This window comes from Mesorhizobium sp. L-8-10 (assembly GCF_016756635.1).
In the GTDB taxonomy this organism is placed as follows: Bacteria; Pseudomonadota; Alphaproteobacteria; order Rhizobiales; family Rhizobiaceae.
The window spans coordinates 4,050,459-4,076,552 of the sequence record NZ_AP023263.1; the positions used below are offsets into that span (position 1 = coordinate 4,050,459).

At 65.8% G+C, this 26,094-nt stretch carries 26 protein-coding genes, 1 other RNA gene and 1 pseudogene; 21 read left to right on the top strand and 7 right to left on the bottom strand.

The genetic code is table 11. The annotated features are described in order from the left end of the window. Positions 1 to 40: 40 nt before the first annotated feature. Positions 41 to 1,264: an alanine racemase gene (locus JN280_RS18645; RefSeq protein ID WP_202314192.1), complete on the top strand. Its 1,224-nt coding sequence runs from the start codon at positions 41 to 43 to the stop codon at positions 1,262 to 1,264. 125 nt (positions 1,265 to 1,389) lie between these two features. Here the strand turns inward: JN280_RS18645 and JN280_RS18650 are convergent, their stop codons facing one another. Together JN280_RS18650 and JN280_RS18655 are read right to left on the bottom strand one after the other, a co-directional pair. Beyond that, positions 1,390 to 2,568 (bottom strand): lytic murein transglycosylase, encoded by a 1,179-nt coding sequence (locus JN280_RS18650; protein ID WP_202314194.1) that lies wholly within the window; start codon positions 2,566 to 2,568, stop codon positions 1,390 to 1,392. A 169-nt stretch (positions 2,569 to 2,737) separates the two neighbouring features. Then, complete coding sequence (locus JN280_RS18655) at positions 2,738 to 3,583, bottom strand: glycoside hydrolase family 25 protein (protein WP_202314196.1); 846 nt, start codon at positions 3,581 to 3,583, stop codon at positions 2,738 to 2,740. Between the two features lie 353 nt (positions 3,584 to 3,936). Between JN280_RS18655 and JN280_RS18660 the strand changes: the two genes are divergently transcribed. Then, positions 3,937 to 5,322, top strand: a complete 1,386-nt coding sequence (locus JN280_RS18660) for a serine hydrolase domain-containing protein (protein ID WP_202314198.1) — start codon at positions 3,937 to 3,939, stop codon at positions 5,320 to 5,322. A gap of 37 nt (positions 5,323 to 5,359) precedes the next feature. On the opposite strand, the gene JN280_RS18665 is transcribed toward JN280_RS18660, so the two are convergent. From JN280_RS18665 to JN280_RS18675, 3 genes and pseudogenes are all read right to left on the bottom strand, one after another. Further along, complete coding sequence (locus tag JN280_RS18665) at positions 5,360 to 6,016, bottom strand: class I SAM-dependent methyltransferase (protein WP_202314200.1); 657 nt, start codon at positions 6,014 to 6,016, stop codon at positions 5,360 to 5,362. Beyond that, the gene (locus JN280_RS18670; RefSeq protein WP_202314202.1) at positions 6,013 to 7,275 is read right to left on the bottom strand and encodes a DUF3419 family protein; all 1,263 of its coding nucleotides are present in this window, start codon (positions 7,273 to 7,275) and stop codon (positions 6,013 to 6,015) included. The genes JN280_RS18665 and JN280_RS18670 overlap by 4 nt, the downstream gene beginning before the upstream one ends. Positions 7,276 to 7,381: 106 nt before the next feature. Then, a pseudogene (locus JN280_RS18675) lies at positions 7,382 to 7,486 on the bottom strand (conjugal transfer protein TraD); the annotation flags it as partial. Between the two features lie 35 nt (positions 7,487 to 7,521). Between JN280_RS18675 and JN280_RS18680 the strand changes: the two are divergent. The 4 genes from JN280_RS18680 (at position 7,522) to JN280_RS18695 (ending at position 8,974) form a co-directional block, all read left to right on the top strand. Beyond that, entirely contained in the window at positions 7,522 to 7,689 is a 168-nt protein-coding gene (locus JN280_RS18680) for a helix-turn-helix transcriptional regulator (protein WP_202314204.1), read from the top strand. Positions 7,690 to 7,998: 309 nt separating this feature from the next. Next, positions 7,999 to 8,253, top strand: coding sequence for a type II toxin-antitoxin system HicA family toxin (locus JN280_RS18685; protein WP_202314206.1), 255 nt, complete (start codon positions 7,999 to 8,001; stop codon positions 8,251 to 8,253). 59 nt (positions 8,254 to 8,312) lie between these two features. Then, entirely contained in the window at positions 8,313 to 8,582 is a 270-nt protein-coding gene (locus JN280_RS39495; RefSeq protein ID WP_244743409.1) for a type II toxin-antitoxin system HicB family antitoxin, read from the top strand. Positions 8,583 to 8,608: 26 nt separating this feature from the next. Then, positions 8,609 to 8,974 (top strand): hypothetical protein, encoded by a 366-nt coding sequence (locus JN280_RS18695; protein WP_244743410.1) that lies wholly within the window; start codon positions 8,609 to 8,611, stop codon positions 8,972 to 8,974. On the opposite strand, the gene JN280_RS18700 is transcribed toward JN280_RS18695, so the two are convergent. Continuing rightward, positions 8,931 to 12,689 (bottom strand): hydantoinase B/oxoprolinase family protein, encoded by a 3,759-nt coding sequence (locus JN280_RS18700; RefSeq protein ID WP_202314208.1) that lies wholly within the window; start codon positions 12,687 to 12,689, stop codon positions 8,931 to 8,933. The two genes, JN280_RS18695 and JN280_RS18700, sit on opposite strands and share 44 nt — an antisense overlap. Positions 12,690 to 12,873: 184 nt before the next feature. Between JN280_RS18700 and JN280_RS18705 the strand changes: the two genes are divergently transcribed. From JN280_RS18705 to JN280_RS18745, 9 genes are all read left to right on the top strand, one after another. After that, entirely contained in the window at positions 12,874 to 13,071 is a 198-nt protein-coding gene (locus JN280_RS18705) for a hypothetical protein (protein ID WP_202314210.1), read from the top strand. A gap of 226 nt (positions 13,072 to 13,297) precedes the next feature. After that, positions 13,298 to 13,687, top strand: a complete 390-nt coding sequence (locus JN280_RS18710) for a hypothetical protein (protein ID WP_202314212.1) — start codon at positions 13,298 to 13,300, stop codon at positions 13,685 to 13,687. A gap of 212 nt (positions 13,688 to 13,899) precedes the next feature. Then, entirely contained in the window at positions 13,900 to 14,619 is a 720-nt protein-coding gene (locus JN280_RS18715; RefSeq protein ID WP_202314871.1) for a J domain-containing protein, read from the top strand. Then, complete coding sequence (locus tag JN280_RS18720; RefSeq protein ID WP_202314214.1) at positions 14,616 to 15,380, top strand: N-acetylmuramoyl-L-alanine amidase; 765 nt, start codon at positions 14,616 to 14,618, stop codon at positions 15,378 to 15,380. Before JN280_RS18715 ends, JN280_RS18720 begins: the two co-directional genes overlap by 4 nt. Before the next feature lie 455 nt (positions 15,381 to 15,835). Continuing rightward, a complete protein-coding gene (locus tag JN280_RS18725; RefSeq protein ID WP_244743411.1) occupies positions 15,836 to 16,714 on the top strand; it encodes a lytic transglycosylase domain-containing protein in 879 nt (292 codons plus the stop codon). A gap of 100 nt (positions 16,715 to 16,814) precedes the next feature. Continuing rightward, positions 16,815 to 17,260: RNase P RNA component class A (rnpB, locus tag JN280_RS18730), an RNA gene on the top strand. Between the two features lie 132 nt (positions 17,261 to 17,392). After that, positions 17,393 to 17,677 (top strand): type II toxin-antitoxin system ParD family antitoxin, encoded by a 285-nt coding sequence (locus JN280_RS18735; RefSeq protein WP_202314216.1) that lies wholly within the window; start codon positions 17,393 to 17,395, stop codon positions 17,675 to 17,677. Beyond that, positions 17,674 to 17,760, top strand: a complete 87-nt coding sequence (locus JN280_RS40305) for a type II toxin-antitoxin system RelE/ParE family toxin (protein WP_202314873.1) — start codon at positions 17,674 to 17,676, stop codon at positions 17,758 to 17,760. Before JN280_RS18735 ends, JN280_RS40305 begins: the two co-directional genes overlap by 4 nt. Continuing rightward, positions 17,757 to 17,987, top strand: coding sequence for a type II toxin-antitoxin system RelE/ParE family toxin (locus tag JN280_RS18745; RefSeq protein WP_446720829.1), 231 nt, complete (start codon positions 17,757 to 17,759; stop codon positions 17,985 to 17,987). Before JN280_RS40305 ends, JN280_RS18745 begins: the two co-directional genes overlap by 4 nt. 12 nt (positions 17,988 to 17,999) lie before the next feature. Here the strand turns inward: JN280_RS18745 and JN280_RS18750 are convergent, their stop codons facing one another. Next, positions 18,000 to 19,112: a cystathionine gamma-lyase gene (locus JN280_RS18750; protein WP_202314220.1), complete on the bottom strand. Its 1,113-nt coding sequence runs from the start codon at positions 19,110 to 19,112 to the stop codon at positions 18,000 to 18,002. 456 nt (positions 19,113 to 19,568) lie between these two features. Between JN280_RS18750 and mraZ the strand changes: the two genes are divergently transcribed. The 6 genes from mraZ to JN280_RS18780 are packed head-to-tail and all read left to right on the top strand — an operon-like array spanning position 19,569 to position 26,083. Beyond that, positions 19,569 to 20,039, top strand: a complete 471-nt coding sequence (gene mraZ, locus JN280_RS18755) for a division/cell wall cluster transcriptional repressor MraZ (protein ID WP_202314222.1) — start codon at positions 19,569 to 19,571, stop codon at positions 20,037 to 20,039. Then, positions 20,036 to 21,052 (top strand): 16S rRNA (cytosine(1402)-N(4))-methyltransferase RsmH, encoded by a 1,017-nt coding sequence (gene rsmH, locus JN280_RS18760; RefSeq protein ID WP_202314224.1) that lies wholly within the window; start codon positions 20,036 to 20,038, stop codon positions 21,050 to 21,052. Before mraZ ends, rsmH begins: the two co-directional genes overlap by 4 nt. A gap of 1 nt (position 21,053) precedes the next feature. Then, positions 21,054 to 21,428 carry a cell division protein FtsL gene (ftsL, locus tag JN280_RS18765; RefSeq protein WP_202314226.1) on the top strand — a complete coding sequence of 125 codons (375 nt, stop codon included), beginning with the start codon at positions 21,054 to 21,056 and terminating at the stop codon, positions 21,426 to 21,428. Continuing rightward, the gene (locus tag JN280_RS18770) at positions 21,425 to 23,143 is read left to right on the top strand and encodes a peptidoglycan D,D-transpeptidase FtsI family protein (protein ID WP_244743413.1); all 1,719 of its coding nucleotides are present in this window, start codon (positions 21,425 to 21,427) and stop codon (positions 23,141 to 23,143) included. The genes ftsL and JN280_RS18770 overlap by 4 nt, the downstream gene beginning before the upstream one ends. 55 nt (positions 23,144 to 23,198) lie before the next feature. Beyond that, complete coding sequence (locus JN280_RS18775; protein ID WP_202314228.1) at positions 23,199 to 24,653, top strand: UDP-N-acetylmuramoyl-L-alanyl-D-glutamate--2,6-diaminopimelate ligase; 1,455 nt, start codon at positions 23,199 to 23,201, stop codon at positions 24,651 to 24,653. Continuing rightward, positions 24,650 to 26,083, top strand: coding sequence for a UDP-N-acetylmuramoylalanyl-D-glutamyl-2,6-diaminopimelate--D-alanyl-D-alanine ligase (locus tag JN280_RS18780; protein ID WP_202314230.1), 1,434 nt, complete (start codon positions 24,650 to 24,652; stop codon positions 26,081 to 26,083). Before JN280_RS18775 ends, JN280_RS18780 begins: the two co-directional genes overlap by 4 nt. Positions 26,084 to 26,094 lie beyond the last annotated feature (11 nt).

Below are 26,094 nucleotides of genomic sequence, written 5' to 3' on the forward strand. Positions count from 1 at the left end.
CGGGTTGCTCTATTTATCAGCGGCCATGCGAGGAGTGCCGATGCAGCAATTCGAGAATGCGCGGGATGCCGCGCTCGCCCTGCGCCCGGACGATCCGGTCTACTGCTTCCGGCCCGAGGTGCTGAAGGCCGATGCACGCAACTTCATGGACATGTTCCCGGGGAAGACCGCCTATGCCGTGAAGACCAATGGCGAGCAGATCGTCCTGAAGGCGCTGGTCGAGGCCGGCGTGACCGCTTTCGACGTCGCGTCGCCGGGCGAGTTCGCGGCCGTGCGCGCGGTCTCGTCCGATGCGGAGATGCTCTACATGCATCCGGTCAAGGCGCAGTCCGACATCCGTCTGGCGCTCGAGAAATACGGAATTCGTGTCATTTCGATCGACCACGAGGACGAGATCACCAAGCTCACGAGGGTCGTGCGTGCGCTCGATATCGATCCCGGGGCGCTGACCGTGTTCGTCCGCATCCAGACCAAGGGGTCGGCGGCCTACGAGCTTTCCAAGAAATTCGGGGCAGGGCCGGCCTATGCGGTCGAGCTCGCCCGGAGGCTGGAGAAGACCGGCTACAAGGTCGGGCTGTGCTTCCATGTCGGCAGCCAGATCGAGGACCCTGATACCTATGAGCGCGCGCTGGCCTCGGCCGACTGGGTTCGCAACCGTGTCGGCTTTCCGCTGGCCGGCCTCGACGTCGGCGGCGGCTTTCCCGCCGCATACGGCCGTGATCCCAACAGCCGCAAGCCGGATATGCCTTCGCTCGGCCAGATCATGTCGCGGCTGCGCGGCGACCTCAGGGAATACCAGTTCGATGACATCCCGCTGGTCGCCGAGCCCGGCCGTGTGATCGTGGCGCGGGCCTTCTCGCTCATCGTGCGCGTGCTGCTGAGGAAGGGGCGCCGGCTCTACATCAATGACGGCATCTGGGCGTCGCTGTCCGACAGTTGGACTGGCAAGCTGACGCTTCCGGCGCGCTTCATCCCCGACCCGGCCATCCGCTCCCGCAACGGGAACGAGAAGTCCATCGTCCCGTTCAAGGTCTGCGGTGCCACCTGCGATTCCGTCGACATCTTGTCACGGCCGTTCTGGCTGCCGGAGACGGTCGACACCGGAGACTGGATCGAGATCGGCCACATCGGAGCCTATTCGCTGTCGCTCAGGACGCGTTTCAACGGCTTCTACCCCGACACTTTCGTCGAGGTCACCACGCCGTTCGAGGAGGGCGAGGCGCCGCAGGGGTTTGCCAGTTTGGAGACGATGGCGGCGGAATGAGGGAAGGAGCGAATAGCGAGTAGCGAATAGCGAATAGCGAGATAAATCAAGGTATTGCCCTGCGGCAAAACCTTTCCGCCTCTTCTTTCCCCTATTCGCTATTGGCTACTCGCTATTCGCTTCCTTCATATATTCGCCAACAGCGCCGGCGTCGGCCAGCCGTCGACCGGGAAGCCGAGGCGCATCTGTTCCTGCCTTACGGCCTCGCGGGTGTTGATGCCCAGGATGCCGTCGACCTTGCCGACATCGTAGCCCTTGTCCTCGAGTTTGCGCTGCAGCACCTTCATGGCCTCGGGCGGCAGGCCTTCCTCGGGATTGCGGCGGTCGAAGGCCGGGGCGCCGGCGAGCCGCGAGGCGAGGTGAGCCGCGGTCAGGGTGTAGGTGAAGGACTGGTTCCACTCGAGATAGATGTCGTAGTTGTCGTAGGTAAGGAAGGCAGGGCCCTTGCGTCCCATCGGCAGCACGAGGCCGGCCTTGAGGCCCTCGTCCTCGAGCGCGCTGCCGTCCGGATTGGTGACGCCCCAACTCGCCCATTGCGACAGCGGCAGCTTGTTGGTGCGGCCGGTTTCTTCCCAGGGCATCTCGTCGGGCACGCGGACCTCCTGGAGCCAGGGCTCGCCGCGCTTCCACCCGCGATGCAGAAGCTTGTTGGCGGTCGTCATGATCACGTCGGGCGCGCTGCCGCGCAAATCCACCTTGCCGTCCCCGTCACCATCGACGCCGCGCGCCAGATAGTCGGAAGGCAGGATCTGCGTCTGGCCGATCTCGCCGGCCCAGGCTCCCTTGGTGTCGGCGGGGAGGATGCCGCGATCGATCAGGGTGAGGAGCGGCACCACCTGCGGCTGGAAAAGCTGCGGGCGACGGCAGTCGTGAGCCAGCGTGACCAGCGCGTTCAGCGTGCCGAAATCGCCCTGCACCGCGCCGAAATCCGTCTCCAGCGCCCAGAAGGCGGTCGTCACTGCGCCGGGCACGCCGAATTCCTGCTCGGCCCGGGCGAATATGTCGGCATATTTCTTCAGGTTGGCAGCGCCGTTCTTCAGCCGGTAGCTGTTGATCATACGCCCGGAGAATTCGGCGAAAGTCTGCGAGAAGACACCCTGGGCGCGGTCGCGCTTCAGCACTTCGGGATCGATCCTGGCATTGGCGAGGGCCGAAAGGCCGAGTTCGCCGACGCCGGCCTGGCGCGCCTGCTCGGCCACCGCCGATTTCCAGGCTTCGAAATCGCCACCGCATTCCTGCGCCAACGCAGGCGCAGACACACAAAAGGCGGCAAGGGCCGCAAACAACGTTCTCGGCAGGACCATCTGCTCTCTCCGATTTGACTGCGCCGCTCCTGCCGCAATGACATGGCCAAAAGCAGGCAAAACATCCAAATTGGGGCGGGCCGTAGCACAATCCCCTGACGTTGCAAAAAGCCGTAACGCCGCAAGGCGCCGAATGCCGATCACGAAAAGCTGATCGGCGACGTGCCCCTCACGACGCGTGGGCCTTCAGCCATTTCCTCCAGGCGGCGACATTGCCGTTGAAGACATTGATGTCGGCATTGCCCTTGATGCCGGGGATGACGCCTGTTCCGGTATATTGCCAGAACGAGAAGGGATGGCTTCCGTATCGTTCGGTGGGATGGCCCGCGACGGAACGGAGCCAGTAAGGGTAGTCGCGGAACGCGGCGAGGCCGTTGTCGTCGAAGAAGTCGATCGAGGTATAGATGATCGGCTTCTTGCCGTAGTGCTTCTCCACCGCAGTGAGGAACACCCGCATCTCGCGGCGCACCGTCGCCGCATCGGGACGCAGCTTGCAGGTCGGCGAGTCGGGATTCCACTCCATGTCGAGGACAGGCGGCATCGCGGAGCGGTCGCGCGGCACATTGCGGATGAACCAGGCGGCTTGCTCCGCGGCGGGCCGGCAGAAATAGAAGAAATGATATGCGGCACGAGGGACGCCCGCGAGCCTGGCGCCGTTCCAGTGGTCGGCGAACTTGTCGTCGAGACGGTCGCCGCCCTCGGTCGCCTTGATGAAGGCGAAGGAGACGCCGCTCTTCCGGGCCAGCCCCCAGTCGACGGATCGCTGGTATTTGGAGACGTCGGTGCCATGCACCTCGTAGTGCCAGGGCGTGCGGCCATTCCAGTCGTGCGGATCGTTGTCGTCGAAGCGCGGGGCGCGCACCGCGACCATGCCGGCCGACGACGTTCGCGATAGGCTTTCGGTGGTCGTCTTGACGCTGGCCGAGGGAACCAGATCGTAGTCGATCGCGGTGCAGGCGGCGAGCGGCGCCATCAAGGCCAGCGCACTCGAGATCAAGACGGCGAGACGACGCATCGCTGCTCCTTAATGCATGTCTCCCGAAAGTGTGCGGCGGCTTCGGGATAAGACATGCGCAAAATCAGGAACTACATCATGTCGCGTGAAGCCTTTTTCGCGCGACATGCTGTAGGGCCGGACTCGGTCGTCATGCGGGACGCGCGGCACTCGCATTCCACCGGCGATGGCGCCGGCCGAGCTCGGGTCAGTTCTGAACTGGAACGGCCCGCAGCCCCACGCTGCGAACCGGCAGTCCCCCTTCATCAACCATCAAGGTTGATTTTCGGTTGATCACCCTCGAAAGGTGATAAACCTTGCCCGACAAATCGCGGCAAATCCATGGCCGAAATGCGAAGCACGAGGAGGGGAAGGTGCGGATCGCGTTGAAAATCGTCAAATGGCTGGTCGTGCTCGTGGTCGTCGTCCTGGCCGTCCTGGCCGGTTGGCTCTATTTCGCGCCGCCCGCCCTGATCCGCGTCGCGTCCGGATACTCGGCCAAGATCGTCTGTTCCAACGTCTTCATCGTCGGCCGCGATGCGGGGCAGGTCCTGGCGCTCGACGTGCAGGCGCCCGGCCATCCCATCCTCAGGTTCATGCGCGTCTCGGTGGATGCCGATGCCAGGACGGTGACCGCCGGCCTGTTCGGCGTCTTCGGCAGGGCCGTGGCGGTGGCACGCGACGGTTTTGGCTGTACCGACGTGCCGGATGGCGACCTCGCCGCCGTGCCGGTTCCGCCTTCGCTCGGCGACGCCCTGCCGGAGAGCGCGGGCATCTGGCCGGAGGGCGACGCCGTCGAGCCGTCACAGGACCCTGATATCGCCACGGTGCTTGACGATCCGGCCCTGACCGGTGCCGGCATGCGCGCGGTGGTCGTGGTCTATAACGGACGCATCGTCGGCGAGCGTTACGGCGAGGGTTTTTCAACGAAGACGCCGCTGCTCGGCTGGTCGATGACCAAATCGGTGACGGCCGCGGTCGTCGGCACGCTGGTCAAGGCCGGGATGATCTCCGTCGAGCACAAGGACCTCTTTCCGGACTGGAAGGCGGATGGCCGCGCCGCGATCAGCCTCGCCGACCTGATGGCGATGTCGAGCGGGCTTGCCTTCAATGAGGACTATGGCGACGTCGCCGACGTCACCCGGATGCTCTATTTGGAGCCCGACATGGCCGGTTTCGCTTCCGCCAAGCCGCTCGACGGCGATGTCGCCAAGGTATGGAGCTATTCGAGCGGCACCACGGTGATGCTCTCCAGGATCTGGCAGAACGCGCTGGGCGAGCCGGACAAGGCGCTGGCCTGGCCGAAGCAGGCGCTGTTCGATCCGATCGGTATGTCCAGCGCCGTGCTGGAGACCGATGCGCGCGGCACTTTCGTCGGCTCGTCCTATCTCTACGCCACCGCGCGCGATTGGGCGCGTTTCGGCCAGTTCATGCTGCAGGACGGCGTCTGGAACGGCACGGAGATCCTTCCGCCGGGCTTCGTATCCTGGATGCGCGAGGCGGTGCCAGCCTCGAAGGGCGAATATGGGCGTGGCCAGGTCTGGCTTCACGGGTCGGATGCCGGCACTCCTGCCGGCGAGAACCCCGACAAGGGCTTCGACCTTCCGTCCGATGCCTACTGGTTCCTCGGCCATGACGGCCAGTCGGTCGCCGTCATTCCGTCGCGGAAGCTGGTCGTGGTGCGGCTCGGGCTGACGCCTTCGAAGCTCGGATACAAGGCGCAGGCGCTTGTCGCGGCCTTGGTGAAGGCCGTCCAATAGGCGGCGCCATGGCGCCAGGCCCGCAATGCCGCGAGACTCAGGCCGGTCGCGTCACGACGGCGTGGACTGCGTAGCCCCGGAATAGCGAGCGAAATGAAAGGCTTGCGTGCGCTTTCCGGGATTCCGATTCCAGGACTTCGGCCATCGCGTCACGCGGTGTGACGTGGAATTTGGCGAGCCAGGCGCGCAGCAGGCGCTTGAACCAGGCCGGCAGGCGCTCCTGCCGGCCGAAGTCGACGATATGGAGCGATCCGCCGGGCTTCAGCACGGCCAGCGCTGCGGCGATCGTTTTTTCCCAGCCGGGGATCATGGATAGCGAATAGGAGACGAAGACGCGGTCGAAGCCGGCTTCACCGAACAGGGCCTGCGCATTGAAGGCGGTGGCGTCGCCCTGGGCGAGCTTCACACGCGGGCCGGCGCCGTCCTGCGCGACGGCGCGGGCTGCCGTTTCGAGCATGGCTGTGGAGATGTCCAGCCCGAAGAAACGCGCTTTGGGGTAACGGCGTGCGGCGAGAACGAGATTGCGACCAGTGCCGCAGCCGAGTTCCAGTACGGTGCCGCCGTCGGGCGCCCTTAGCCCGGCGATCATGCTGTCGCGACCCAGAAGGTAGTATTTGCGGGTGGCGTCGTAGATATGGCGCTGGCGGCGATAGACGCCGTCCATGAGCGCGGCGTGGCTTCCGGCAGCGGTCATTGGTCTTTCAGCACATAGAGATGGAAGCCGCCATAGATGGCCGAGCGGTCGCGCGCTGCCAGTTCCCGTGACTGCTCTTCCTCGTAGCGCCAACGGCCGAGGATGCTTTCCGAGACCCGCCCGGGCAGCAGCGACGGCTCCGCGGCGGTCCGGAAGATGACGCGCGCGCCGGGGGCGGCGGTGCGGGTGATCTCGGTCCACAGTGCGTTGAGCTGCGCATCGTTCATCCAGTCCTGGGCGTCGAGCAGCACGTAGCGGTTGACGGAACCGGCAGGCTTGCGGCTCAGGAGTTCGGTGAAGTTTACATTGTGAATGGCGACACGGTCGGCGTTGCGCTTGATGACGGCGTGGTTGCCCTGCTCGAGATAGGCGGGCAGGGCGGCTTCTCCCGGCTTCGGGTAACGGCGCGCGAAAGCCTGCCAGGCGAAGTAGTTCTCGCGCAGCGGAAAATGGCAGGCGAGCTTTTCCAGGCGGGCCGAAAGCACGCTGGCCATGGTGCCGTCGCCCGATGTGATGAGGGAATCGTATTGTGCCGGCGGAATGCCGAGGCCGAACAGCGATGCCTTCAGCGATGTCGCGCGACGCAGCAGCGGCTTGCGGAAGATCGGCTTCAGTTCCTCTTCGAAGAAGCGCCGCTGGTCGTGCAGCGACCGCGCCTCCATGATGGCCGCGGGATCGACGCCATGCAGCTTCGCCACCCTGTGGCCGAGGGCGATGAACAGGCCGAGCAGGCCGGTCCGGTAGAAATTCTTGCGGAACACGGTGATGCGCCGCTTGCCGAGCCAGTTGCGGCGCTCCCAATAGGCCCGCGAACGCGCATCGAGATGCGGCGCGACGAAACGGTCATAGGCGGCCGTGTTGGCCGGGTGTCCCGCCTCGCCGAAGAAGCGGAAAAGGTCGGCGTGGGCGGGCAGGTGGCGCACTGCCGTCAGCTTCATCCGGTTCAGCGCCACATGGGCCGTGTTCAGGTCCACCGCGTCGATCTGCGCCGGCGACCGGGTAAGATAGGCGAGCACGTTGCAGCCGCCCGACGCGATCGTGACGATGCGGTGGCCTTCCGCCAGTTGCATCGCTTCCATGTCGACGTCGGGGTCTTCCCAGATCTGGGGGTAGACGAGGCCGGAGAACAGCAAGGCGAAGAGGCGTTCCGACAGGCCATCCTTGGACAGGGCCCGATTCTGGTAGATCGCCTTGCCGAGCCGGCGGTTCTTGCGCAGTCGCCCTTGCTCTAGGCCGATATCCCCGGAGAGGTCGGTCATTGGAAGCGATTCCCCTGTTGCGTTGGCGCAAGCGGGTATCGCGGGGCCATGACAGGCGCGTGACAGGCCCTGTCGGCCACCGGGCCGCGACCGATAGTGGTGTTCTTCGGAGCTTGTCGGCCATCCAGAGCAGGGCACCGTAGATGATCGCGCGGTCGTCGCCGGTTAGGTCCACGACCTCTGCCTTGACGACGAGGCCGCCGAGTTCGATCGGATGCCGCGTGCGCCTGCTGCGCTCGACCTGCCATGCTCTCCCGCTTCACCATCTACCGCAAGATCGCGGAGGGCACGTTCCCGGCCCAGCTCAAAATCAGCACCAACGGCACGGGATGGAAAGAATCCGACATCAACCCATGGGTCGCCAACCCTGTCGGATGGCGTCCGAAGACCGAGTTCGACTTCGATGACGTCTGATCGCGCTGACGACGACGGAGCGGGTGCAGCGCCTCGCGCCCGCCGCATCAGGCCGCCGACCGCATCGGAGCAACTTGAAGAACTGTTGGGATACCATGTCCCGATTGGCCGCTCGCCCAAGCACGACCTCTCCACATGGACCGTCACCGATGACTGACCCTATCCCGTTCCGGTCACGGAAGCCGGGGTGCTCGAGCAATAGTTTGGCGACCTGTTCGATGAATTGTTGGGACCAAACTCCTGGGTGGCTCCGCGTCGAGGCTAGAATTCGCCCTTGGAAATGGTACTATATGATGATACTGGATTTCGATGAAAAAGCGTCACAGGGCCACGCTCGAATCCATCTTCGCTCGGCCCGTCAGCGGAGCTATTCGCTGGACCGATATCGAGGCGCTGTTTGTCGCCCTCGGAGCAGAAGTCAGCGAGCGGGAGGGATCGCGCATAGGTGTCTTCCTGTTTGGCGAAGTGCGCGTCTTCCACCGCCCCCATCCTTCGCCGGATACGGATAAAGGCGCGGTCGCCAGCATTCGGAAGTGGCTGGACGAACACGGAGTAAGGCCATGAACAACGTAATCGAAATCAATGGCGAAAAGGCGGTTATCGCCTTTGACCCCGAGATTCAGATGCTGCGCGGCGAGTTTGTCGGCCTGAATGGCGGTGCCGACTTTTATGCTGAAAGCGTCCACGCTCTGATCGAGGAAGGCAGTAAGTCATTGACCGTCTATCTCGAAATGTGCCGGGAAAAGGGAATCGAACCGCGCCGGAAATTCTCCGGAAGGTTCAATGTCCGCCTCGATCCTGACGATCATGCCGCGGCAGTCATTGCGGCGGCGGCGGCGGGCAAGAGCCTGAATGAATGGATCGTGAGGGCGATCAGGGAAGCCGCTGAATAACGAGAACACTGCCCCTGGGGCGCACCATGAGGACTGGCGATTTCTCCCGCGATATCCTTCTCGATATCATCGGGCGATTTCTCCACCTCGACAGCACCAACGGCAAGGGAGCGCTGATCTTCCCGCGTTCCCATCAGATCGACGCCGTTCTGAAGATGCTTGCCCATGCCCGCGACGGCGCATCGGTTGGTGACTCTGCACGATCCGTCCGACCAACCGATTTTCGCACTGCGGTCGTGGTGACGGATCGCGTCGTTCTCGACCGCCAGCTTCAGGACACCATCGCCCAGTTCGAGGTGGCGAACGGCGGCGTAAACTCGGAGCCCACTCAGGGACTGAAGTGGCGGGCTACTTCTTGCCGAAACCTCCGGCCGTCGGTGTCGTCACGATGACGGCCTCGCCCGCCTCCAGCACGGTCTGGTCGCAGGCCCTCAGCCTTTCGACCGAACCGTCCTTGCGGCGGACCTCGGTCGAGCCTGTTTCGCCGTCGCCGCCGCCGTCCAGTCCGCGCGGCGGGTGCGATCGGTGCGACGACAGGATCGCGCATTCCATCCTTTCCAGGAAGCGGATCGTGCGGCGGGTGCCGTCGCCCGCGTCCCACCGACCCTTGCCGCCGGAGCCGGCGCGGATATAAAAATCCTCGAGCAGCACGGGGAAACGCAGTTCCAGGATTTCCGGATCGGTCAGCCGTGAATTGGTCATGTGGGTGTGGACACCGGATGTGCCGGCGAAGCCGCGCCCGTCATTCATGCGGCCGGCGGGCGAGCCGGAGCAGATGGTCTCGTAATACTGGTATCTGTCGTTGCCGAAGGTCAGGTTGTTCATCGTGCCCTGCGCATTGGCCAGCGCCCCCATCGCGCCGAACAGCGCATTGGTCACGTGCTGCGAGGTCTCGACATTGCCCGCCACCACCGCGGCCGGATAGGCCGGCTTCAGCATGCAGCCTTCGGGGATCACGATCCGGATAGGCCGCAGGCAGCCGGCATTCATGGGTATCTGGCCCTCGACCATGACCCGGAAGGCATAAAGCACGGCTGCGCGGGCGACCGGTTCGGGCGCATTGAAGTTGTTCTTCTCGACCTGCGAGGTGCCCGTGAAGTCGACCGTCGCCTCGCGCCTGTCCCGGTCGACCGTGATCTCGACCTTGATCACCTGGCCGGTATCGGTCGGATATTCGTAGCGGGACCTGTCGGGCAGGCGTTCGAGAACGCGCCGGACGCTTTCGGCCGCATTGTCCTGGACATGGCTCATATAGGCCTCGACCGTGTCGAGGCCGAAATGCGCCACCATCTTCCTCAACTCGGCCGCGCCTTTCTCGTTGGCTGCGATCTGCGCCTTGAGGTCGGCGACGTTCTGGCGGGGATTGCGGGCGGGATAGCGATGATCGGTGAGCAGTGCTTCGAGTTCGGCTTCGCGGAAGCGACCGCGCTCGACCAGCCGGAAATTGTCGAACAGCACGCCTTCCTCGTCGACCGTGGTCGCGAGCGGCGTCATCGAGCCCGGTGCGGTGCCGCCGATATCGGCATGATGTCCGCGCGAGGCCGTGTAGAACAGCACATTCGTGCCGGCATCGTCGAAGACCGGCGTCACCACCGTGATGTCGGGCAGATGAGTTCCGCCATTGTAGGGCGCATTGAGGGCAAAGACGTCGCCGGGGCTGATGCCGCCCGCGTTCAATCGGATGATCGTCTCGACGGAACGGTCCATCGAGCCCAGATGCACCGGCATATGCGGGGCATTGGCGACAAGAGCGCCGTTGCGGTCGAACACGGCGCAGGAGAAATCCAGGCGCTCCTTGATGTTGACCGAATAGGCCGTGTTCTGCAGCGTCACGCCCATCTGCTCGGCGATCGACATGAAGAGGTTGTTGAAAACCTCCAGCATCACGGGGTCGGCGTCGGTGCCGAGGGCCGCCCGGTTGCGCCTGGCTTCGATCCGCCGCATCAGCACATGGTCCTTGGCGGTGATCTCTGCCTGCCAGCCCGGCTCGACGACGATCGTCTGATGCGCCTCGATCACCAGCCCCGGTCCGGCGAGCTTCTGTCCGGGTCTCAAGGCGGCGCGGTGGAAGATGCCGGCCTCGTGCCAGCCGCCGTCGCAGAACAGCTTCCGGGTTTCGGCCGGCTCGGGCCGCTCTTCGCTCGTCGGCAAGTCGCGCTCGTCGCGTCCGGTCTCGCGCCGGTCCACCCCCTCGACGCCGATCGCCTCGACCACCATCGGCTTGCCGTCGTAGACGAAGCCGAACTGGGCGCGGTGGGCGGCCTCGAAGGCGAGGCGGGCATCGGCGATCGTGGCGTCCTTGAAATCGACCGGCAGTGCGGTGTCCGTCCCGTCGTAGCGGATGTGCAGCACCGGCCGCCAGGCGATATCGGCAGCATCGATGCCCTGGCTTGCCAGGTCGTCGAAGACCCCCTGCCGCAACGTCCCGACGAGCTCGTCGATGGCCTCGAGCGAGCTTTCGTCGAGCGGCTTCAGCAGGGCCTGCTGGCGCGAGGCGAAGACGGCGGCGAGCCCGATGCCGTAAGCCGAAAGCAGGCCGGAGAAGGGATGGATGAGCACGGCCTCCATGCCGAGCGCGTCGGCGACGAGACAGGCATGCTGGCCGCCGGCGCCGCCGAAGCAGTTGAGCAGATATTCGGTCACGTCGTAGCCGCGCTGCACGGAGATCTTCTTGACGGCATTGGCCATGTTCTCGACCGCGATCGTCACGAACCCTTCCGCGACGGCTTCAGGACTGCGGCCGTCGCCGATCTCGCGGGCGAGCTCCTCGAATGTCTGGCGCACCACGGCGTCGTCGAGCGGCTGGTCCTGCGCGGGGCCGAAGATCGAGGGGAAGAAATCCGGCTGCAGCTTGCCCAGCATGACATTGGCGTCCGTGACGGCGAGCGGGCCGCCGCGTCGGTAGCAGGCAGGACCGGGATTGGCGCCGGCAGAATCCGGGCCGACGCGGAAGCGGCCGGCCTCGAAATGGAGTATCGAGCCGCCGCCGGCCGCCACGGTGTGGATGCGCATCATCGGCGCCCGCACGCGCACGCCCGCGACCTCGGTGTCGAAGGCGCGCTCATAGTCGCCGTCGTAATGGGCGACATCGGTCGAGGTGCCGCCCATGTCGAAGCCGATCACCTTGCCGAAGCCGGCGAGCCTTGCGGTCTCGACCATGCCGACCACGCCGCCGGCCGGCCCGGACAGAAGCGCGTCCTTGCCCTGGATCATGCCGGCCGCGGTCAGGCCGCCTGAAGACATCATGAACATCAGGCGAGGCGCCTCCCTCCCCCTTGAGGGGAGGGTGGCGGCGAAGCCGCCGGGTGGGGTCAGCCCGGCAGTGCTCGACATGCTCTTGCGCCCGACGCCGTCTCCGCCTTCGCCCTCCAGCTGCCTCGCAGCGATCTCCCCTTCAGGGGGTGGGACAACTCCCAATTCCCCCGTCACCTCTCGCACATAGCGCGACAGGATCGGGGACAGATAGGCGTCGACGACGGTGGTGTCGCCGCGGCCGACCAGCTTCACCAGCGGCGAGACTTCGTGGCTGACCGAGACCTGGGCGAAGCCCATCTTGCGGCAGGCCCTCGCCACGGCCTGTTCATGTTCGGGATATTTCCAGGAATGCATGAAGACGATGGCGACGGCTTCGATGCCGTCGGTCGTCGCCGCCTCCAGTGCCGGCTGCAACGCGGCGATGTCGAGCAGCCGCTCCACGCAGCCGTCGGCGCGCACCCGCTCGTCGACCTCGACCACACGCTCGTAGAGTTGCTCGGGCAGCACGATCTCCTTGGCGAAGATGTCGGGTCGGGCCTGATAGGCGATGCGCAGGGCATCGCGGAAACCTCTGCTGACGAGCAGCAGCACCCGGTCGCCCTTGCGTTCCAAAAGCGCATTGGTGGCGACCGTGGTGCCCATCTTGACCTCGCCGACGCGCCGCGGCGGGACCGGCTCGCCGGGTGCCAGGCCGAGCAGATCGCGAATGCCCTGGATCGCGGCATCGCGATAGGCTTCGGGATTCTCCGACAGCAGCTTTCGCGGATGGAGCCGGCCCTCGGGATCTCGCCCGATGACATCGGTGAAGGTCCCGCCACGGTCGATCCAGAAGTCCCATTTCGCGGATTTCACCGTCGGTCCTCCTTCCCGAGAGACATGCCGGCTCAAGCCTATAGGATAAGTCCGGCGGGGAGCCAAACCCTTATGACAGAATGTTAATTCCGGTTAGCGTAAGTGACGCAACCGAAAAGCGGGGACATGCATTTCACACCCGAACCGCCCGGTCGACCGGGTGTCGTTCCCAAAGGAGAGAAGCATGAGAAAACTTGTCCTCGGTTCGATTTGCGCGGCCGGCCTGCTTGCGGTGGCGGCATGCAGCGACAATACCGACACCACCACCACCCAGAGCACCACGCCGCCGGCCGAAGAGCAGGCCACGCCTCCCGCCGCTGCCCCGACGGAGCCCGCACCTGCGGAGAATCCGGCGCCGGCCGAGCCTGCCCCGGCGAACTGACCGGGCATCGGCCCGACAAACAAGGCGGCCGCGCCGATTTCGTCGGCGCGCCTGCCGATCTAGATCCCAAGACGTTTCCGCTGGCGGGGCGGTCGGTAGAGATGCCGGCCGCTCCTCTTCCTGCTTCGACAACCATGGGGTATGTCGCCTTGCCGACGCAACTTTGCCGTAATTGGCCTATGTAGCGGCGAACGGCGGGGGTTTTTGGAGGCAAGACGAGGGACCCATGAAAAAGTTGCTTCTTATCCCGCTGGCTGGCTTGTCCATGCTGGCGCTGGCCGCCTGCGGCGAGAGCGAGCAGAAGAGCGAAAGCGCTCCGGTCAAGAGCGAGCAGCCCGCTGCGACGGCTCCGGCCGAATCGGCGCCGTCGACGACCACGACGACCGACCAGGCGACCAAACCGGCGCCGGGTGCCGACCAGGTCTTGCAGGACGCGCAGAAGGCGCTGCAGGAGCAGGCGGCCACGATGACGGACGAGCAGAAACAGCAGGCGATCGCTGCGTCCCGCGCCAATGCCGAAGCCGCCGCCAAGGCCGCCGGCCAGAGCGAGGACTTGATCAAGCAGATCGGCGATCAGGCCGAGGCAGCCGCCAGGCAGGCGCTCGGCGTCCAGTAGCCGGCTGCGCCGCCGGAGCGGCCCCCGGCATTTCTCGGGGGCTTCGGCCGGGAAATTGCGCCCGGCCGACCGCCGGGCGGCCCGGTCTCGGCTCGCCGTCCTGACCGTTCGCCGGCACGGATCGGCGGATGCCGCGGGACAAAGCCGGAAAACCCTTCGCCGCGGCGATGAACCGCCTCGCCATTTCCGGCTTAAGGCCTTATGAAGCCGCCATGTCGATCTGGTTCCGCCTCGGCGAGTTCGTGACACGCATTTCGTCCTCGACCCGGTCGGGCGCGGCGGATGTGGTCGACGCCTTGCGCACCATTTTCGTCGGCGACCCCGAACTGCGCCGCAAGGTGGCCTTTTCGGTGGCCATGATCGCGCTGTCGGCCAAGATGGCCAAGGCCGACGGCATCGTCACCCAGGACGAAGTGCACGCATTCCGCAAGATATTCACCATGCCGGCAGAGGAGGCCCGCAATGTGGCCCGTCTCTTCGACCTGGCCAAGCAGGATGTCGCCGGCTTCGAGTCCTATGCCGAGCGCATTGCCGGCCTTTGCGGCTCCGGCCGCCCGAACTGCGGCATGCTGACCGACATCCTCGACGGACTGTTCTTCATCGCCAAGGCCGACGGGGTACTGCACGAGCGGGAAGGGCGCTTCCTGCATCGCATCGCGCAGATCTTCCAGATCGACGAAGCGCGATATCAGGCCATCCTCGCCCGCCATGTCGAACTCGGCGACGCCGATCCCTATGTCGTGCTGGGGGTCGAGCGCGGGCAGCCTTTCGACGAGGTGCGCAAGCGCTACCGCAAGCTGGTCGCGGAGAACCACCCCGACCGGCTGATCGCGCGCGGCCTGCCGCAGGAATTCGTCGCCATCGCCACGACGCGCATCGCCGCCATCAACGCCGCCTACGAACTGATCGAGAAGGGGCTGAGGCACGTATGACCGGATTCCTTCCGGACCACGATCGGGCCGAAGTCAGGGTATCGCCGAATTTCGGCCCGCGTCGCGACTGCGTCCGGCCCGACATCATCCTTCTCCACTATACCGGCATGCAGACAGGCGATTCCGCCGTCGCCTGGCTGTGCGATCCCGTCAGCGACGTCTCCGCTCATTACCTCGTCGAGGAGGACGGTCACATCGTGCAGATGGTGCGCGAGAGCGACCGTGCGTGGCATGCGGGCAAGGCGTCGTGGCGTGGCCGCGCCGACATCAATTCCAGTTCGATCGGCATCGAGATCGTCAATCCGGGCCATGCCTTCGGGTATCCCGATTTCCCCGACTGCCAGATCGCCAGCGTCATCGACCTTTGCCGCGGCATCATCGATCGCCACGACATCAGGCCTGAACGGGTGCTTGCCCATTCCGACGTGTCACCCGGCCGCAAGATCGATCCCGGCGAGAAGTTCCCCTGGCCGACCCTGTTCGCAGCCGGTGTCGGCCATCTGGTCGAGCCCGCGCCGATCGGCGGCGGCCGGTTCCTGACGTCAGGCGATCGTGGCGAGCCGGTCGAGGCGCTGCAGTCCATGCTGGCGCTCTACGGCTATGGCATCGGGATCTCGGGCGAGTTCGATACGTTGACGAAGACGGTGGTCGAGGCGTTCCAGCGTCATTTTCGTCCCGCGCGGATCGACGGCGTAGCCGATCGCTCGACGGTCGAGACCCTGCATCGCCTGCTGGCTTCGCTGCCGGGATCGCTTGCATAGGGGCAGTGCGTCCTTTGGACGCGTCATGGAGCCGGCTGCTTCGAAGCCAACCATGCCTTCCGACGACAATGTCGATCCATCCGACAGTAGAAGGCCGCGCACCCAAAGCTACGCATCGCGTTTCCCCGGATTGATTTAGATCATTGGGCCGATGTCATAGATCTAACGATCGGTGGCTATTGCCGAGGCCTGCTATCCCCTATTCGGATTACCTAACGTAAGCTTTTTGTCGAGGTTCTCCTCTGGAAAGGCGCGAATCCGACCAAGGTTACAACCTGTCACCCAAAGTGACTTTTCCTGCCATTGTTGACCCTATTTCGATTGCGACAGGCAGTCTGTGCCGGATCGAATTTGTGTGTCGTCCGGGGGAAAAGAAAGGCCGGTCCTGACGGGCGGGCCTCAAGATCAACCATCCGCCGGACGATCGGCGGAGCCAGACAGAGACCGAAACTTTTATGAGAAACCTGACTGTTGCCGCGGCAGCCTTCGCTGCCGGCATGATGACGTTTGCTGCCGATGCGCAGGAGGCACCGACCCTTGCCCGGCCGGAAGCCGCCAAGCCGAAGCCGAAGGACAGCTCGAAGAAGACCATAACAGTCAGTATCGGTCGGGAGTTCCACACCTATCCCGTCGCGCCGGTTGCGGGCCTCGACGAGGAGGTCGACAAGATGAAAACGGGCTCGATCGCGGGGCGGGTCAAGCCGGACCCGAAGGCGACGGCCCGCAAGCAGGCCAGCAAGCAGGCCAGCAAGCAGGAAAGCGCCCGCAAGCCGACAAAGAAGGTCGCGGCCGCCGCGCCCGCCCGCAAGGAGACCAGGCGGGCGAGCGCGACCGCTTCCGCCGCGCGGCCGAAAAAGGATGCCGGCCTGAACGCTCCGGCAGACAATCAGGACAGGCAGAAGATCGCGGCCGCCCTTGCCGCAGGCTCAAAAAAGGACGCCGGCAAGCCGGCCGCCGCCGATGGGCCGTTTCACGCCATCATCAGCCGCTACGCTTCCTCCTACGGGGTGCCGGTGTCGCTTGCCCATGCGGTGATCACCGTCGAAAGCAACTACCGCGTCGACGCCCGCGGCAGCGCTGGCGAGGTCGGGCTGATGCAGATCAAGCCGGCGACGGCGCGCATGATGGGCTACAGCGGTTCGGTCAAGGATCTCTTCAATCCCGAGACCAACATCAAATACGGCATGAAATATCTGGGAATGGCGCATGAACTCGGCGGCGGCGCGACCTGCCAGACCATTCTGAAATACAATGCCGGCCACGCCGCCAAGCGGATGAACCCGGTATCGGCCGCCTATTGCTCGAAAGTGAAGCGCCAGCTCGGCGGAAGCTGATCGCGCAGGGCGTGCCCGAATATCCGCGAAGCGGGGATTTTGCGGCGTCCTCCCGGCTTTTCATTTGCATTTTTCCCGGCGAACCCCTTTATACGGGGCGCCAGCTGGCCGGGCGGCCGCACCTGCAATCGCCGAAAGGTATCAGGTGAGGAAAGTCCGGGCTCCATGGAAACACGGTGCCGGATAACATCCGGCGGGGGCGACCCCAGGGAAAGTGCCACAGAAAGCAAACCGCCCCGCCCATCTTCCGGCTCAGCGCTGATTTTCCGGCGCCGGGCGAGCCGGAGCATCGGCGGGGCAAGGGTGAAAGGGTGGGGTAAGAGCCCACCGCGCGACTGGCAACAGGAGCGGCACGGCAAACCCCACCGGGAGCAAAACCGAATAGGGATGGCGTGAGGGGCGACCCTCGGGGCGGTTTCCTGCCTGCCATCCGGGTGGGTTGCGTGAGGCGCATGGCGACATGCGCACAAGATGAATGGCCGCCACGTTCCGGTGCCGCAAGGTGCCGGGGCCATACAGAACCCGGCTTACAGGCCGGCTGGCACTTTTTTCTCCTGTTCAGCAAGTTGCGGGCGTCTGTTCGCGCGGCACTTGATCCTGGGAGGCTGCAGCCTCGCAGGTTCTTGGCCGTTGCGTTTGGTGCGATTAAATCGTACCATCGCCGCAAAGGAGATCGCCATGACCGCCAATGTCGACAAGCGCAGCATCACCCTTTCGCCCGAACTTGCCACGGCGGTTGATGCGGCCGTGGCCGCCGGCGAATATGCCTCGGCCAGCGAGGTCATCCGCGAGGCCTTGCGCGACTGGAAGGAACGGCGCGACCTGTTCGGCTATACGCTGGAGGAATTGCGGGCGCTCATCCAGGAAGGGATCGACAGCGGGCCGTCCAACGACGGACCGATGGTCATGGTGCGTCTGCGCGCAAAATATGAGGCGCGGGCAGCGCGGTCGAAGGGGCAGTGAGCTATCGGTTTTCTCCGCAGGCGGAAGCGGATCTGGAGGCGATCGCGGACTACATCGCCGAATTCAATCCCGCGCTTCCGTGAAGTTGATCATGGATGTCACGCGGCGGCTCGAACTGCTCGCGACGCAGCCTTTCTCCGGCTCGACAAGAGACGACGTGCTGCCGAATCTCCGTCATCTGGTCGTCGGCCAATACGTCACCTTCTATCACGTGGACGACCGGACGGTCGTCATTCTGCGCGTCATGCACGGCCGGCGCGACATTGCCGCCGAAGACTTTGACCTGTCGGGCGAGGATGCCCTGACCTGAGCCGATCGAGCCTCAGCCCAGCCCGTCGAGCGACGCCTCGATTGCTTTCCACAGTTCCTCGACCGGCTCGCATCCCACCGAAAGCCTGACGAATCCCGGCGCGACGGCGTCGCCCCAGCGCGCGCGGCGCTCGGCCGACGTATGCACGCCGCCGAAGGAGGTTGCCGGCTGGATCAGCGCGCAGCCATCGATGAAGGCCTCGGCCTTCGCCTCCGTTCCCAGCGTCAGGCCGATCAGGAAGCCGAAGCGCTCCATCTGGGCCCGCGCCAGATTGTGCGACGGGTCCGTCTCCAGCCCGGGAAAACGCACCGACCGCACCACCTTGTGGCCGGCCAGACGGCGCGCCAAAATCTCGGCCGAGCCGCACATTCTGTCGAAACGCAGCTCCAGCGTTTCGAGGCCGCGATGGACCAGCCAGGCCTCGAACGGGCCGGGAATGCCGCCCGCCAGCTTGCGCCAGTCCGCCACCGCCGCCACGATCTTGTCGTCGCGGCTGGCGACGTGGCCGAACAGCGCGTCGGAATGTCCATTCGGCGCCTTGGTGTCCGCCGCCACGACGATGTCGGCGCCGAGGTCGAGCGGCCGCTGGCCGTAGGGCGTCATCGTCGTGTTGTCGGCCACCACGATCGCACCTTCGGCATGGGCGGCCGCGGCGACCGCCGCCATGTCGCAGATGTCGAGGCTCGGATTGGCCGGCGTCTCGACGAAGACCAGCCGGTAGCCGGCGAAGCTGCCCTCGAGGAAGGACGAGGTCGGCCGCGTGTCGGCGCCGATGCCGAGCGGCTTCAGGAAACGCTCGGCCAGCATGCGTGTCGTGTAATAGCCGTCGCTCGGCAGCAGGATCCTGTCGCCGCTCTTCAGAAGTGCGAAGAACACCGCCGAAGTCGCGGCCATCCCTGAGGGAAAGCCGAGCGCGGTCGCGCCTTCGAGATGGCCGAGCATCTTCTCCACCGCATCCCAGGTCGGGTTGTTGAAGCGGCCGTACTGGCTGAACCCTGCGGGGTCGCCGGGCAGATGGAACATCGAGGCCATGGTCAGCGGCAGCGCCACGGGCTCGCCCTTGGCCAGGGTCTCGCCCCTCAGATGGGCGAGGCTGGCCGCGCGGGACTGGTTGGTATCGGACATGGGCAGGGCTTTCGATGGGCAGGGGGATGTCGGGGCCGGTCTAGCGCATCGGCCCGAAATCCGAAATCGATTTCGGCAAGCACGCTCCCCGCCTGATCATGGCGGAGCGCCACCCGCCGGCCGTAGCCGAAAAAAGCCCTCATAAACCATCTGTTAGGCTTAATGGCCGATAAATGCCGATTACCCGGGAAGCGGCCCGCAATAGCTGCCTCCGGCCAGTCCGTGTAGCTTGTTCCCGTTGACGCCCATATCACCCCATGATATCCCATGAACCCATTCAAGACTTCGTTTCGGTAAGGGGTGAAGCGTTCGCCAGACCGGCAGCCGCGGCGGCTGTCCGGCATATGGCTGCTTATCCCCGGCACGGAGGATTTTGCTGGCTGAAGGGACCGCGCCGGGGCGGCGCGGAAGGCCTTGATACGAGGGGCGCGGCTGCGAGAGCGGCTGCATCGGGTGATGGACCGATTTCTGTCCAATGCTGTGAACAGGATCGACGCCAAGGGGCGGGTCTCCGTGCCGGCGCATTTCCGTTCCGTGCTGCAGAAGCGCGGCTATCAGGAGCTCTATGCATTGCGCGCGCTGGAGGTGCCGGCGCTCGATGTCGGCGGCCTCGACCTGCTCGACCGCTACGAGGCGCGCATCGCGCTGGAGGATCCCTTCCTGCAGACGGCGGACGACATGTCCTTCTTCTGTCACGGGGACGGGACCTTCCTGAAACTCGACCAGGACGGCCGGATCGGCGTGAGCGAATTCCTGCGCGACCACACCGGCATCACGACGGAGGTGGCCTTCGTCGGCCGCGGCCATTTCTTCCAGATCTGGGAGCCGGCGCGGCTGAGGGCGCATTCGAAGGAGGTGCGCGCCAGGCTGCTGTCGCTGCGCCAGGCGGCCGCAACCCGGTCGCGTCAGGCGGGGGCGGCGGAATGATGGCGGGTCACGGCTCGGATCCCGATGCCGCCGGCGGACCGGCTCGCCACATTCCGGTCCTGCTCGACGAAGTGGTCGCCGCGCTTGAGCCGGTCGACGGCGCCGTCATCGTCGACGGCACTTTCGGCGCCGGCGGCTACACCAGGGCGCTCATCGCCCGCGGCGCCGGTGTCGTCGCGATCGACCGCGACCCCGACGCCGTCGCGACCGGCCGCGCCCTGGAGGCCGAAGCCGGCGGTAAGCTGCGGCTCGTCGAGGCGCCGTTCTCGGAGCTCGACCAGCACGTCGAGGCCGTCGACGGCGTCGTGCTCGACATCGGCGTCTCTTCCATGCAGCTCGACCAGGCCGAGCGCGGCTTTTCCTTTCGCGCCGACGGGCCGCTCGACATGCGCATGGCCCAGGCGGGCCCGAGCGCTGCCGACGTGGTCAACCGCTTCAAGGCGGGCGACCTCGCCCGCATCTTCGGTTTCCTCGGCGAGGAGCGGCATGCCGGGCGCATCGCCCGCATGATCGAGAAAAGGCGCGAGACGAAACCCTTCGCCCGCACGCTGGAGCTTGCCGACGCGATCGAGACCTTCATCGGCCGCAATCCCAAGGACAAGATCCATCCCGCCACACGCGTCTTCCAGGCGCTGCGCATCTTCGTCAATGACGAGCTCGGCGAGCTGGCGCGGGCGCTGCTCGCGGCCGAGCGCGCGCTGAAGCCCGGCGGGCGGCTGGCCGTCGTCACCTTCCATTCGCTGGAAGACCGCATCGTCAAGCGCTTCCTCGCCGATCGTTCGAGCAGCCCCGCCGGCTCGCGTTACCTGCCGGAGACGCAAGCCGTGGTGCCGACCTTCGAGAAAGCCCGCAAGCCGGTCGTTCCCTCCGAGGCGGAAGTGGCCGCCAATCCGCGCGCCCGCTCGGCGCGGCTGCGCTCGGCCGTTCGCAGCGCCGCACCGGCCCGCGCCGCCGATCTTTCCGATTTCGGCCTGCCCAATCTGCCCGAGATCCGCATGCCAGGGGAAAGGTGAAATGTTCCGCACCAGCGACATCGTGCTCATCGCCGTTATGGTCTCGGCCGCGGCCTTCACCTACAACACCAAGCATCAGGCCGAGAGCTGGCTGTCGGAGGTGAAACGCCTCGAGCGGCAGATCCGCTATGAGGAGGACACGATCGACCTGCTCAAGGCCGACTGGAGCCTGCTCACCCAGCCCGCTCGCCTGCAGCGGCTGTCCGAGCTCTACCAGGGCGAACTCGCCTTGCAGCCGGTCGAAGCGCATCAGATCGTCGGGCTGGAAGACCTGCCGGCCAAGCCGGTGGAGATCGAGGACCTGTCCAGCCAGCGTCTCGGCGGCATGGCCGACAGCGGCCAGGACCGCACCGTCACCGGAGGCATCGTCCAATGAAACTGATGCCTTGGAAACGGGGGTCTGCGGTTAGCGAGGACAAGTCCGCCTCGATCGTGGTCGAAGGCGCCCGCAAGGCGACCGGCGGGCGCACGCGCAACCGCGTGCTGATGACCATGGCCGTGTTCTTCTCGCTCTACGGCGCCATCGGCGGCAGGCTGGTCTATCTCGGCCTGCAGGATCCCGAGGGTAGCGGCGGCCCTGGCTCGCGCGTCACCGCCTCGCGGCCCGACATCGTCGACCGCAACGGCGAGGTGCTGGCCACCGACATCAAGACAGCCTCGCTCTTCGCCGAGCCGCGCCGCATCGTCGATGCCGACGAGGTGATCGAGAAGCTGTCGACCGTGCTGCCCGACATCGAGGTCGAGCAGACCTATCACAAGCTGAAGAGCGGCACCGGCTTCGTCTGGCTGAAGCGCCAGCTCACGCCGAAGCAGCAGAACGATATCATGCAGCTCGGCATCCCCGGCATCGGCTTCCGCACAGAGAAGCGCCGCTTCTATCCGGGCGGCGCCACCGCCTCGCACATCCTCGGCCTCACCAATATCGACAACCAGGGCATTTCCGGCCTGGAGAAATATATCGACGACCAGGGCCTGGCCGACCTCCAGGCTTCCGGCCTCGCGGTTGCGTCGGACCTGCAGCCGGTGAAGCTGTCGGTCGACATCCGCGTGCAGCATATCGTCCATGACGAGGTCAGCCGCGCCATGGAGAAATACCATTCGATCGCGGCCGGTGCGGTGGTCCTTAACGTCAAGACCGGTGAAGTCGTGGCCATGGCCTCGGTGCCGGACTACGACCCCAACAACCCCTACAACGCCCATGAGAAGGATCGCCTGAACCGCATGTCGGCCGGCCTCTACGAGATGGGCTCGACCATCAAGAGCTTCACCACCGCCATGGCGCTCGATTCCGGCAAGGTCACGCTCGAAAGCCGCTTCGACGCGACGCGGCCCATCACCATCGGCCGCCAGACGATCCGCGACTTCCACGGCAAGGGCAGGGTGCTCACCGTGCCCGAGGTGTTCATCTATTCCTCCAACATCGGATCGGCGCGCGAGGCCGACGTCGTCGGCATCGAGGGGCATCGGGAATTCCTGCACCGCATGGGTTTGCTTGACCGCATGAAGACCGAACTGCCGGAGGTTGCGAAGCCGACGGAGCCCAAGGTCTGGAAGAAGGTGCATTCGATCACGGCGGCGTTCGGACATGGTTTCTCGACCACGCCGATGCAGACCGCCGTCGGTGCGGCCGCACTGATGAACGGCGGCTACCTGATGAATCCGACTTTCCTGCCAAGGACGGCCGAAGAGGCAATAGCCGGCGCGACCAAGGTGGTGGATGACAAGACGTCGGCGGACATGCGGTATCTCTATCTGCTGAACGCGACGGCTCCTGGCGGCTCCGGCAAGCGCGCAACCGTGCCGGGCTATCGCGTCGGGGGTAAGACGGGTACCGCGGAAAAGGTTGTGAATGGCCGCTATTCGTCGACGGTCCGCTTCAACGCCTTTGTCGCCGCGTTCCCGATGGACGATCCGCAATATATCGTGCTCAGCGTCATCGACGAACCGAAGCCGGAGAAGCCCGGAATGCCGGCCACGGCAGGCATGAATGCCGCGCCGATCGTTGCCAATATTATTCGCCGCTCTGCGCCGATGCTTGGCGTGAAGCCTGAATTTGGCCAAGAAAGTAAGCCGTTGCTCGTTTCGTACTGAGTGATTCCCGCAAGGCGCGCGGCGGGGCTGCCCCTGGCTAGACGACTGGAACTCGATGGAACTACACCAATTTGCCGGTATACTGCCTGCTGACGGAGGCGCCGCCGGCGGCATAGAGATCACTGGCGTTTCGTCGGACTCCCGCGAGGTCGGCAAGGGCACGCTGTTCGTCGCCGTTCCCGGCACCAGGGCCGACGGCGCGAGCTTCGCCGAAGATGCCGAAAGGCGCGGCGCCGCGGCGATCGTGGCGGCGAAAGGCGCCGTCCGCCACAAGCCCTCCGTTCCGCTCATCGAGGTCGACGACCCGCGCCTGGCGCTGGCGCTCGCCGCCGCCCGTTTCTTCGGCCGGCAGCCTGAAACCATGGTCGCCGTCACCGGCACCAGCGGCAAGACCTCGGTCGCCTCCTTCGTCAGGCAGGTCTGGGAGCAGGCGGGGCACGCCGCCGCCAGCATCGGCACGACAGGCGTCATCGCGCCCGGCCGCAACGATTACGGCGCCCTCACCACGCCCGATCCGGTCGGCCTCCACAGGCTCTTGAAGGAACTCGCCGAGGCCGGCGTCACCCATGCGGTGATGGAAGCCTCCAGCCACGGCCTCGACCAGCACCGCCTCGACGGCGTCAGGCTCGCCGCCGGCGCCTTCACCAATCTCGGCCGCGACCATATGGACTATCATCCGACGGTCGAGCACTACCACAAGGCCAAGCTCCGGCTGTTCGAGGCGCTGCTGCCGAAGGGCGCGCCGGCCGTTATCTTCGCCGACGATCCCTGGTCGGCCCCGACGATTGCCGCGGCTCGCGCCGCCGGCCTCGACGTGCTCACCGTCGGCCGCCATGGCGACTTCCTGCAGCTGAAGCGGGTCGAGCACGAGCGCTTCCGCCAGCGCGCCGAGGTCGAGGCGGGCGGCGTCATCCATGAGGTCGACCTGCCGCTCGCCGGCGATTTCCAGATCGCCAATGCGCTGGTCGCGGCCGGCCTCGCCATCGCGACCGGCACGGAGACGGGCAAGGCGCTGGCGGCACTGGAGAAGCTGAAGGGCGCCTCGGGTCGGCTGGAACTGGTCGGCACCACTGAAGAGGGCGCCCCGGTCTATGTCGACTATGCGCACAAGCCCGACGCGCTGGAGAATGTGCTTGCCGCCGTGCGGCCCTTCACCACCGGCCGCGTCGTCGTCGTCTTCGGCTGCGGCGGCGACCGCGACCGCGGCAAGCGGCCGATCATGGGCGAGATCGCCACCCGGCTCGCCGACGTGACGATCGTCACCGACGACAATCCGCGCTCGGAGGTTCCCGCCGAGATCCGCGCCGCGATCCTTGCCGCCGCCCCCGGCGCCGTCGAGATCGCCGACCGCCGCGAGGCGATCCGCAAGGCGGTGGCCATGCTCCATGCGGGCGACACGCTCGTCGTCGCCGGCAAGGGCCACGAGGAAGGCCAGACGATCGGCGCCGAGACCTTCCCCTTCTCCGATCATGAGGAGGTGCGGGCAGCACTTCGGGAGCGCGCATCGTGACCCATCTGTGGACCGGACAGGCCTTTCTCGCCGCCACCGGCGGCCGGCCGGTCGGCCAGATGCCGGCAGGCATCGGCGGCATTTCCATCGATACGCGCACCTTGCAGCCGGGCGACGCCTTCTTCGCCATCAAGGGCGAGACGCTCGACGGCCACGACTATGCCACCGCCGCCGTCAAGGCGGGCGCGGGCGTGCTGGTCGTCGCCGAAGCAAAGCTGCCGGCGCTCGGCCGGCTGACCGCGCCGATGATCGTGGTGCCCGACGTTCTCACCGCGCTCGAAAAGACGGGTGCCGCAGCGCGCGAGCGCTCCCGGGCAAAGATCATCGCCGTCACCGGATCGGCCGGCAAGACCAGCACCAAGGAGGCGCTGCGCCACGTGCTCTCGGCCGTCGGCAAGGTGCATGCGTCCGACAAGTCCTTCAACAACCACTGGGGCGTCCCGCTGACGCTGGCAAGATTGCCGCAGGATTGCGATTACGCGGTCTTCGAGATCGGCATGAACCATCCCGGCGAGATCCGGCCCCTGGCGAAGCTCGTCCGGCCCGATATCGCCGTCGTCACGCTGATCGCGGCCGCCCATCTCGGCCATTTCTCCGGCCTCGACGAGATCGCCGAGGCCAAGGCCGAGATCTTCGAAGGGCTGGAACCGGGCGGCGTCGCGCTGCTCAACCGCGACGACAGCCGCTTCAAGCTGCTGGCGAAGCTCGCCCGCGCCCGGGGCGTCGAGAAGATCGTAAGCTTCGGCGAGAACGCCAGGGCCGATATCCGCCTGCTCGCCTGCAAGCTGCATGCGGAGAGCTCGACCATATCGGTGCGCATCGGCGCCGAGGAACTGGCCGCAACCGTCGGCGTGCCCGGCCGCCATATGGTGCAGAACGCGCTGGCCGTGCTCGGCGCTTCGTATCTGGCAGGCGCCGACCTTGCGGCGATCACCGCCGCGCTCGCCGACCTGAAGGCCGAGAGCGGCCGCGGCCGGCGCCATCTGCTCCACCACCCCGAGGGCGACATCGTCCTCATCGACGAGAGCTACAACGCCAATCCGGCCTCGATGCGCGCCGCGATCGCGCTGCTCGACGCGACCCCGGTGCAGGGCGAGGGCCGTCGTATCGCGGTCCTCGGCGACATGCTGGAACTCGGCGCCCATTCGGCGAAGCTGCACACCGCGCTGGCCGACGTGCTTGGCGAAACCAGCACCGACCTGGTCTTCCTCGCCGGACCCGAGATGAAGGCGCTCGCCGGAGCCCTGCCGGAGAAATACCGGGCCGAATACCGGGCAGGGGCCGAGGAATTGAAGCCGGTGCTGATCGAGGCGCTGAAGCCCGGCGACACGGTCATGGTCAAATCGTCGAAGGGCATCGGCTTCTCGAAGCTGGTCGATGCGCTCATCACCAAATTCCCGGCCGCGTCCGGGCAGTCGACGCCGGCATGACCGCGCGCGAG

Excerpts from the sequence above, each read along its gene's own strand:
- JN280_RS18705 (WP_202314210.1), top strand. The coding sequence starts at position 12,874 with ATGAGAAAACTTGTCCTCGGTTCGATTTGCGCGGCCGGCCTGCTTGCG.
- JN280_RS18715 (WP_202314871.1), top strand. The coding sequence starts at position 13,900 with ATGTCGATCTGGTTCCGCCTCGGCGAGTTCGTGACACGCATTTCGTCC.
- JN280_RS18735 (WP_202314216.1), top strand. The coding sequence starts at position 17,393 with ATGACCGCCAATGTCGACAAGCGCAGCATCACCCTTTCGCCCGAACTT.
- JN280_RS18750 (WP_202314220.1), bottom strand. The coding sequence starts at position 19,112 with ATGTCCGATACCAACCAGTCCCGCGCGGCCAGCCTCGCCCATCTGAGG.
- JN280_RS18650 (WP_202314194.1), bottom strand. The coding sequence starts at position 2,568 with ATGGTCCTGCCGAGAACGTTGTTTGCGGCCCTTGCCGCCTTTTGTGTG.
- JN280_RS18720 (WP_202314214.1), top strand. The coding sequence starts at position 14,616 with ATGACCGGATTCCTTCCGGACCACGATCGGGCCGAAGTCAGGGTATCG.
- JN280_RS18685 (WP_202314206.1), top strand. The coding sequence starts at position 7,999 with ATGAAAAAGCGTCACAGGGCCACGCTCGAATCCATCTTCGCTCGGCCC.
- rsmH (WP_202314224.1), top strand. The coding sequence starts at position 20,036 with ATGATGGCGGGTCACGGCTCGGATCCCGATGCCGCCGGCGGACCGGCT.
- mraZ (WP_202314222.1), top strand. The coding sequence starts at position 19,569 with ATGGACCGATTTCTGTCCAATGCTGTGAACAGGATCGACGCCAAGGGG.
- JN280_RS18710 (WP_202314212.1), top strand. The coding sequence starts at position 13,298 with ATGAAAAAGTTGCTTCTTATCCCGCTGGCTGGCTTGTCCATGCTGGCG.
- JN280_RS18695 (WP_244743410.1), top strand. The coding sequence starts at position 8,609 with ATGAGGACTGGCGATTTCTCCCGCGATATCCTTCTCGATATCATCGGG.
- JN280_RS18680 (WP_202314204.1), top strand. The coding sequence starts at position 7,522 with ATGCTCTCCCGCTTCACCATCTACCGCAAGATCGCGGAGGGCACGTTC.
- JN280_RS18770 (WP_244743413.1), top strand. The coding sequence starts at position 21,425 with ATGAAACTGATGCCTTGGAAACGGGGGTCTGCGGTTAGCGAGGACAAG.
- JN280_RS18655 (WP_202314196.1), bottom strand. The coding sequence starts at position 3,583 with ATGCGTCGTCTCGCCGTCTTGATCTCGAGTGCGCTGGCCTTGATGGCG.
- ftsL (WP_202314226.1), top strand. The coding sequence starts at position 21,054 with ATGTTCCGCACCAGCGACATCGTGCTCATCGCCGTTATGGTCTCGGCC.
- JN280_RS18645 (WP_202314192.1), top strand. The coding sequence starts at position 41 with ATGCAGCAATTCGAGAATGCGCGGGATGCCGCGCTCGCCCTGCGCCCG.
- JN280_RS18775 (WP_202314228.1), top strand. The coding sequence starts at position 23,199 with ATGGAACTACACCAATTTGCCGGTATACTGCCTGCTGACGGAGGCGCC.
- JN280_RS18665 (WP_202314200.1), bottom strand. The coding sequence starts at position 6,016 with ATGACCGCTGCCGGAAGCCACGCCGCGCTCATGGACGGCGTCTATCGC.
- JN280_RS39495 (WP_244743409.1), top strand. The coding sequence starts at position 8,313 with ATGCTGCGCGGCGAGTTTGTCGGCCTGAATGGCGGTGCCGACTTTTAT.
- JN280_RS18725 (WP_244743411.1), top strand. The coding sequence starts at position 15,836 with ATGAGAAACCTGACTGTTGCCGCGGCAGCCTTCGCTGCCGGCATGATG.
- JN280_RS18670 (WP_202314202.1), bottom strand. The coding sequence starts at position 7,275 with ATGACCGACCTCTCCGGGGATATCGGCCTAGAGCAAGGGCGACTGCGC.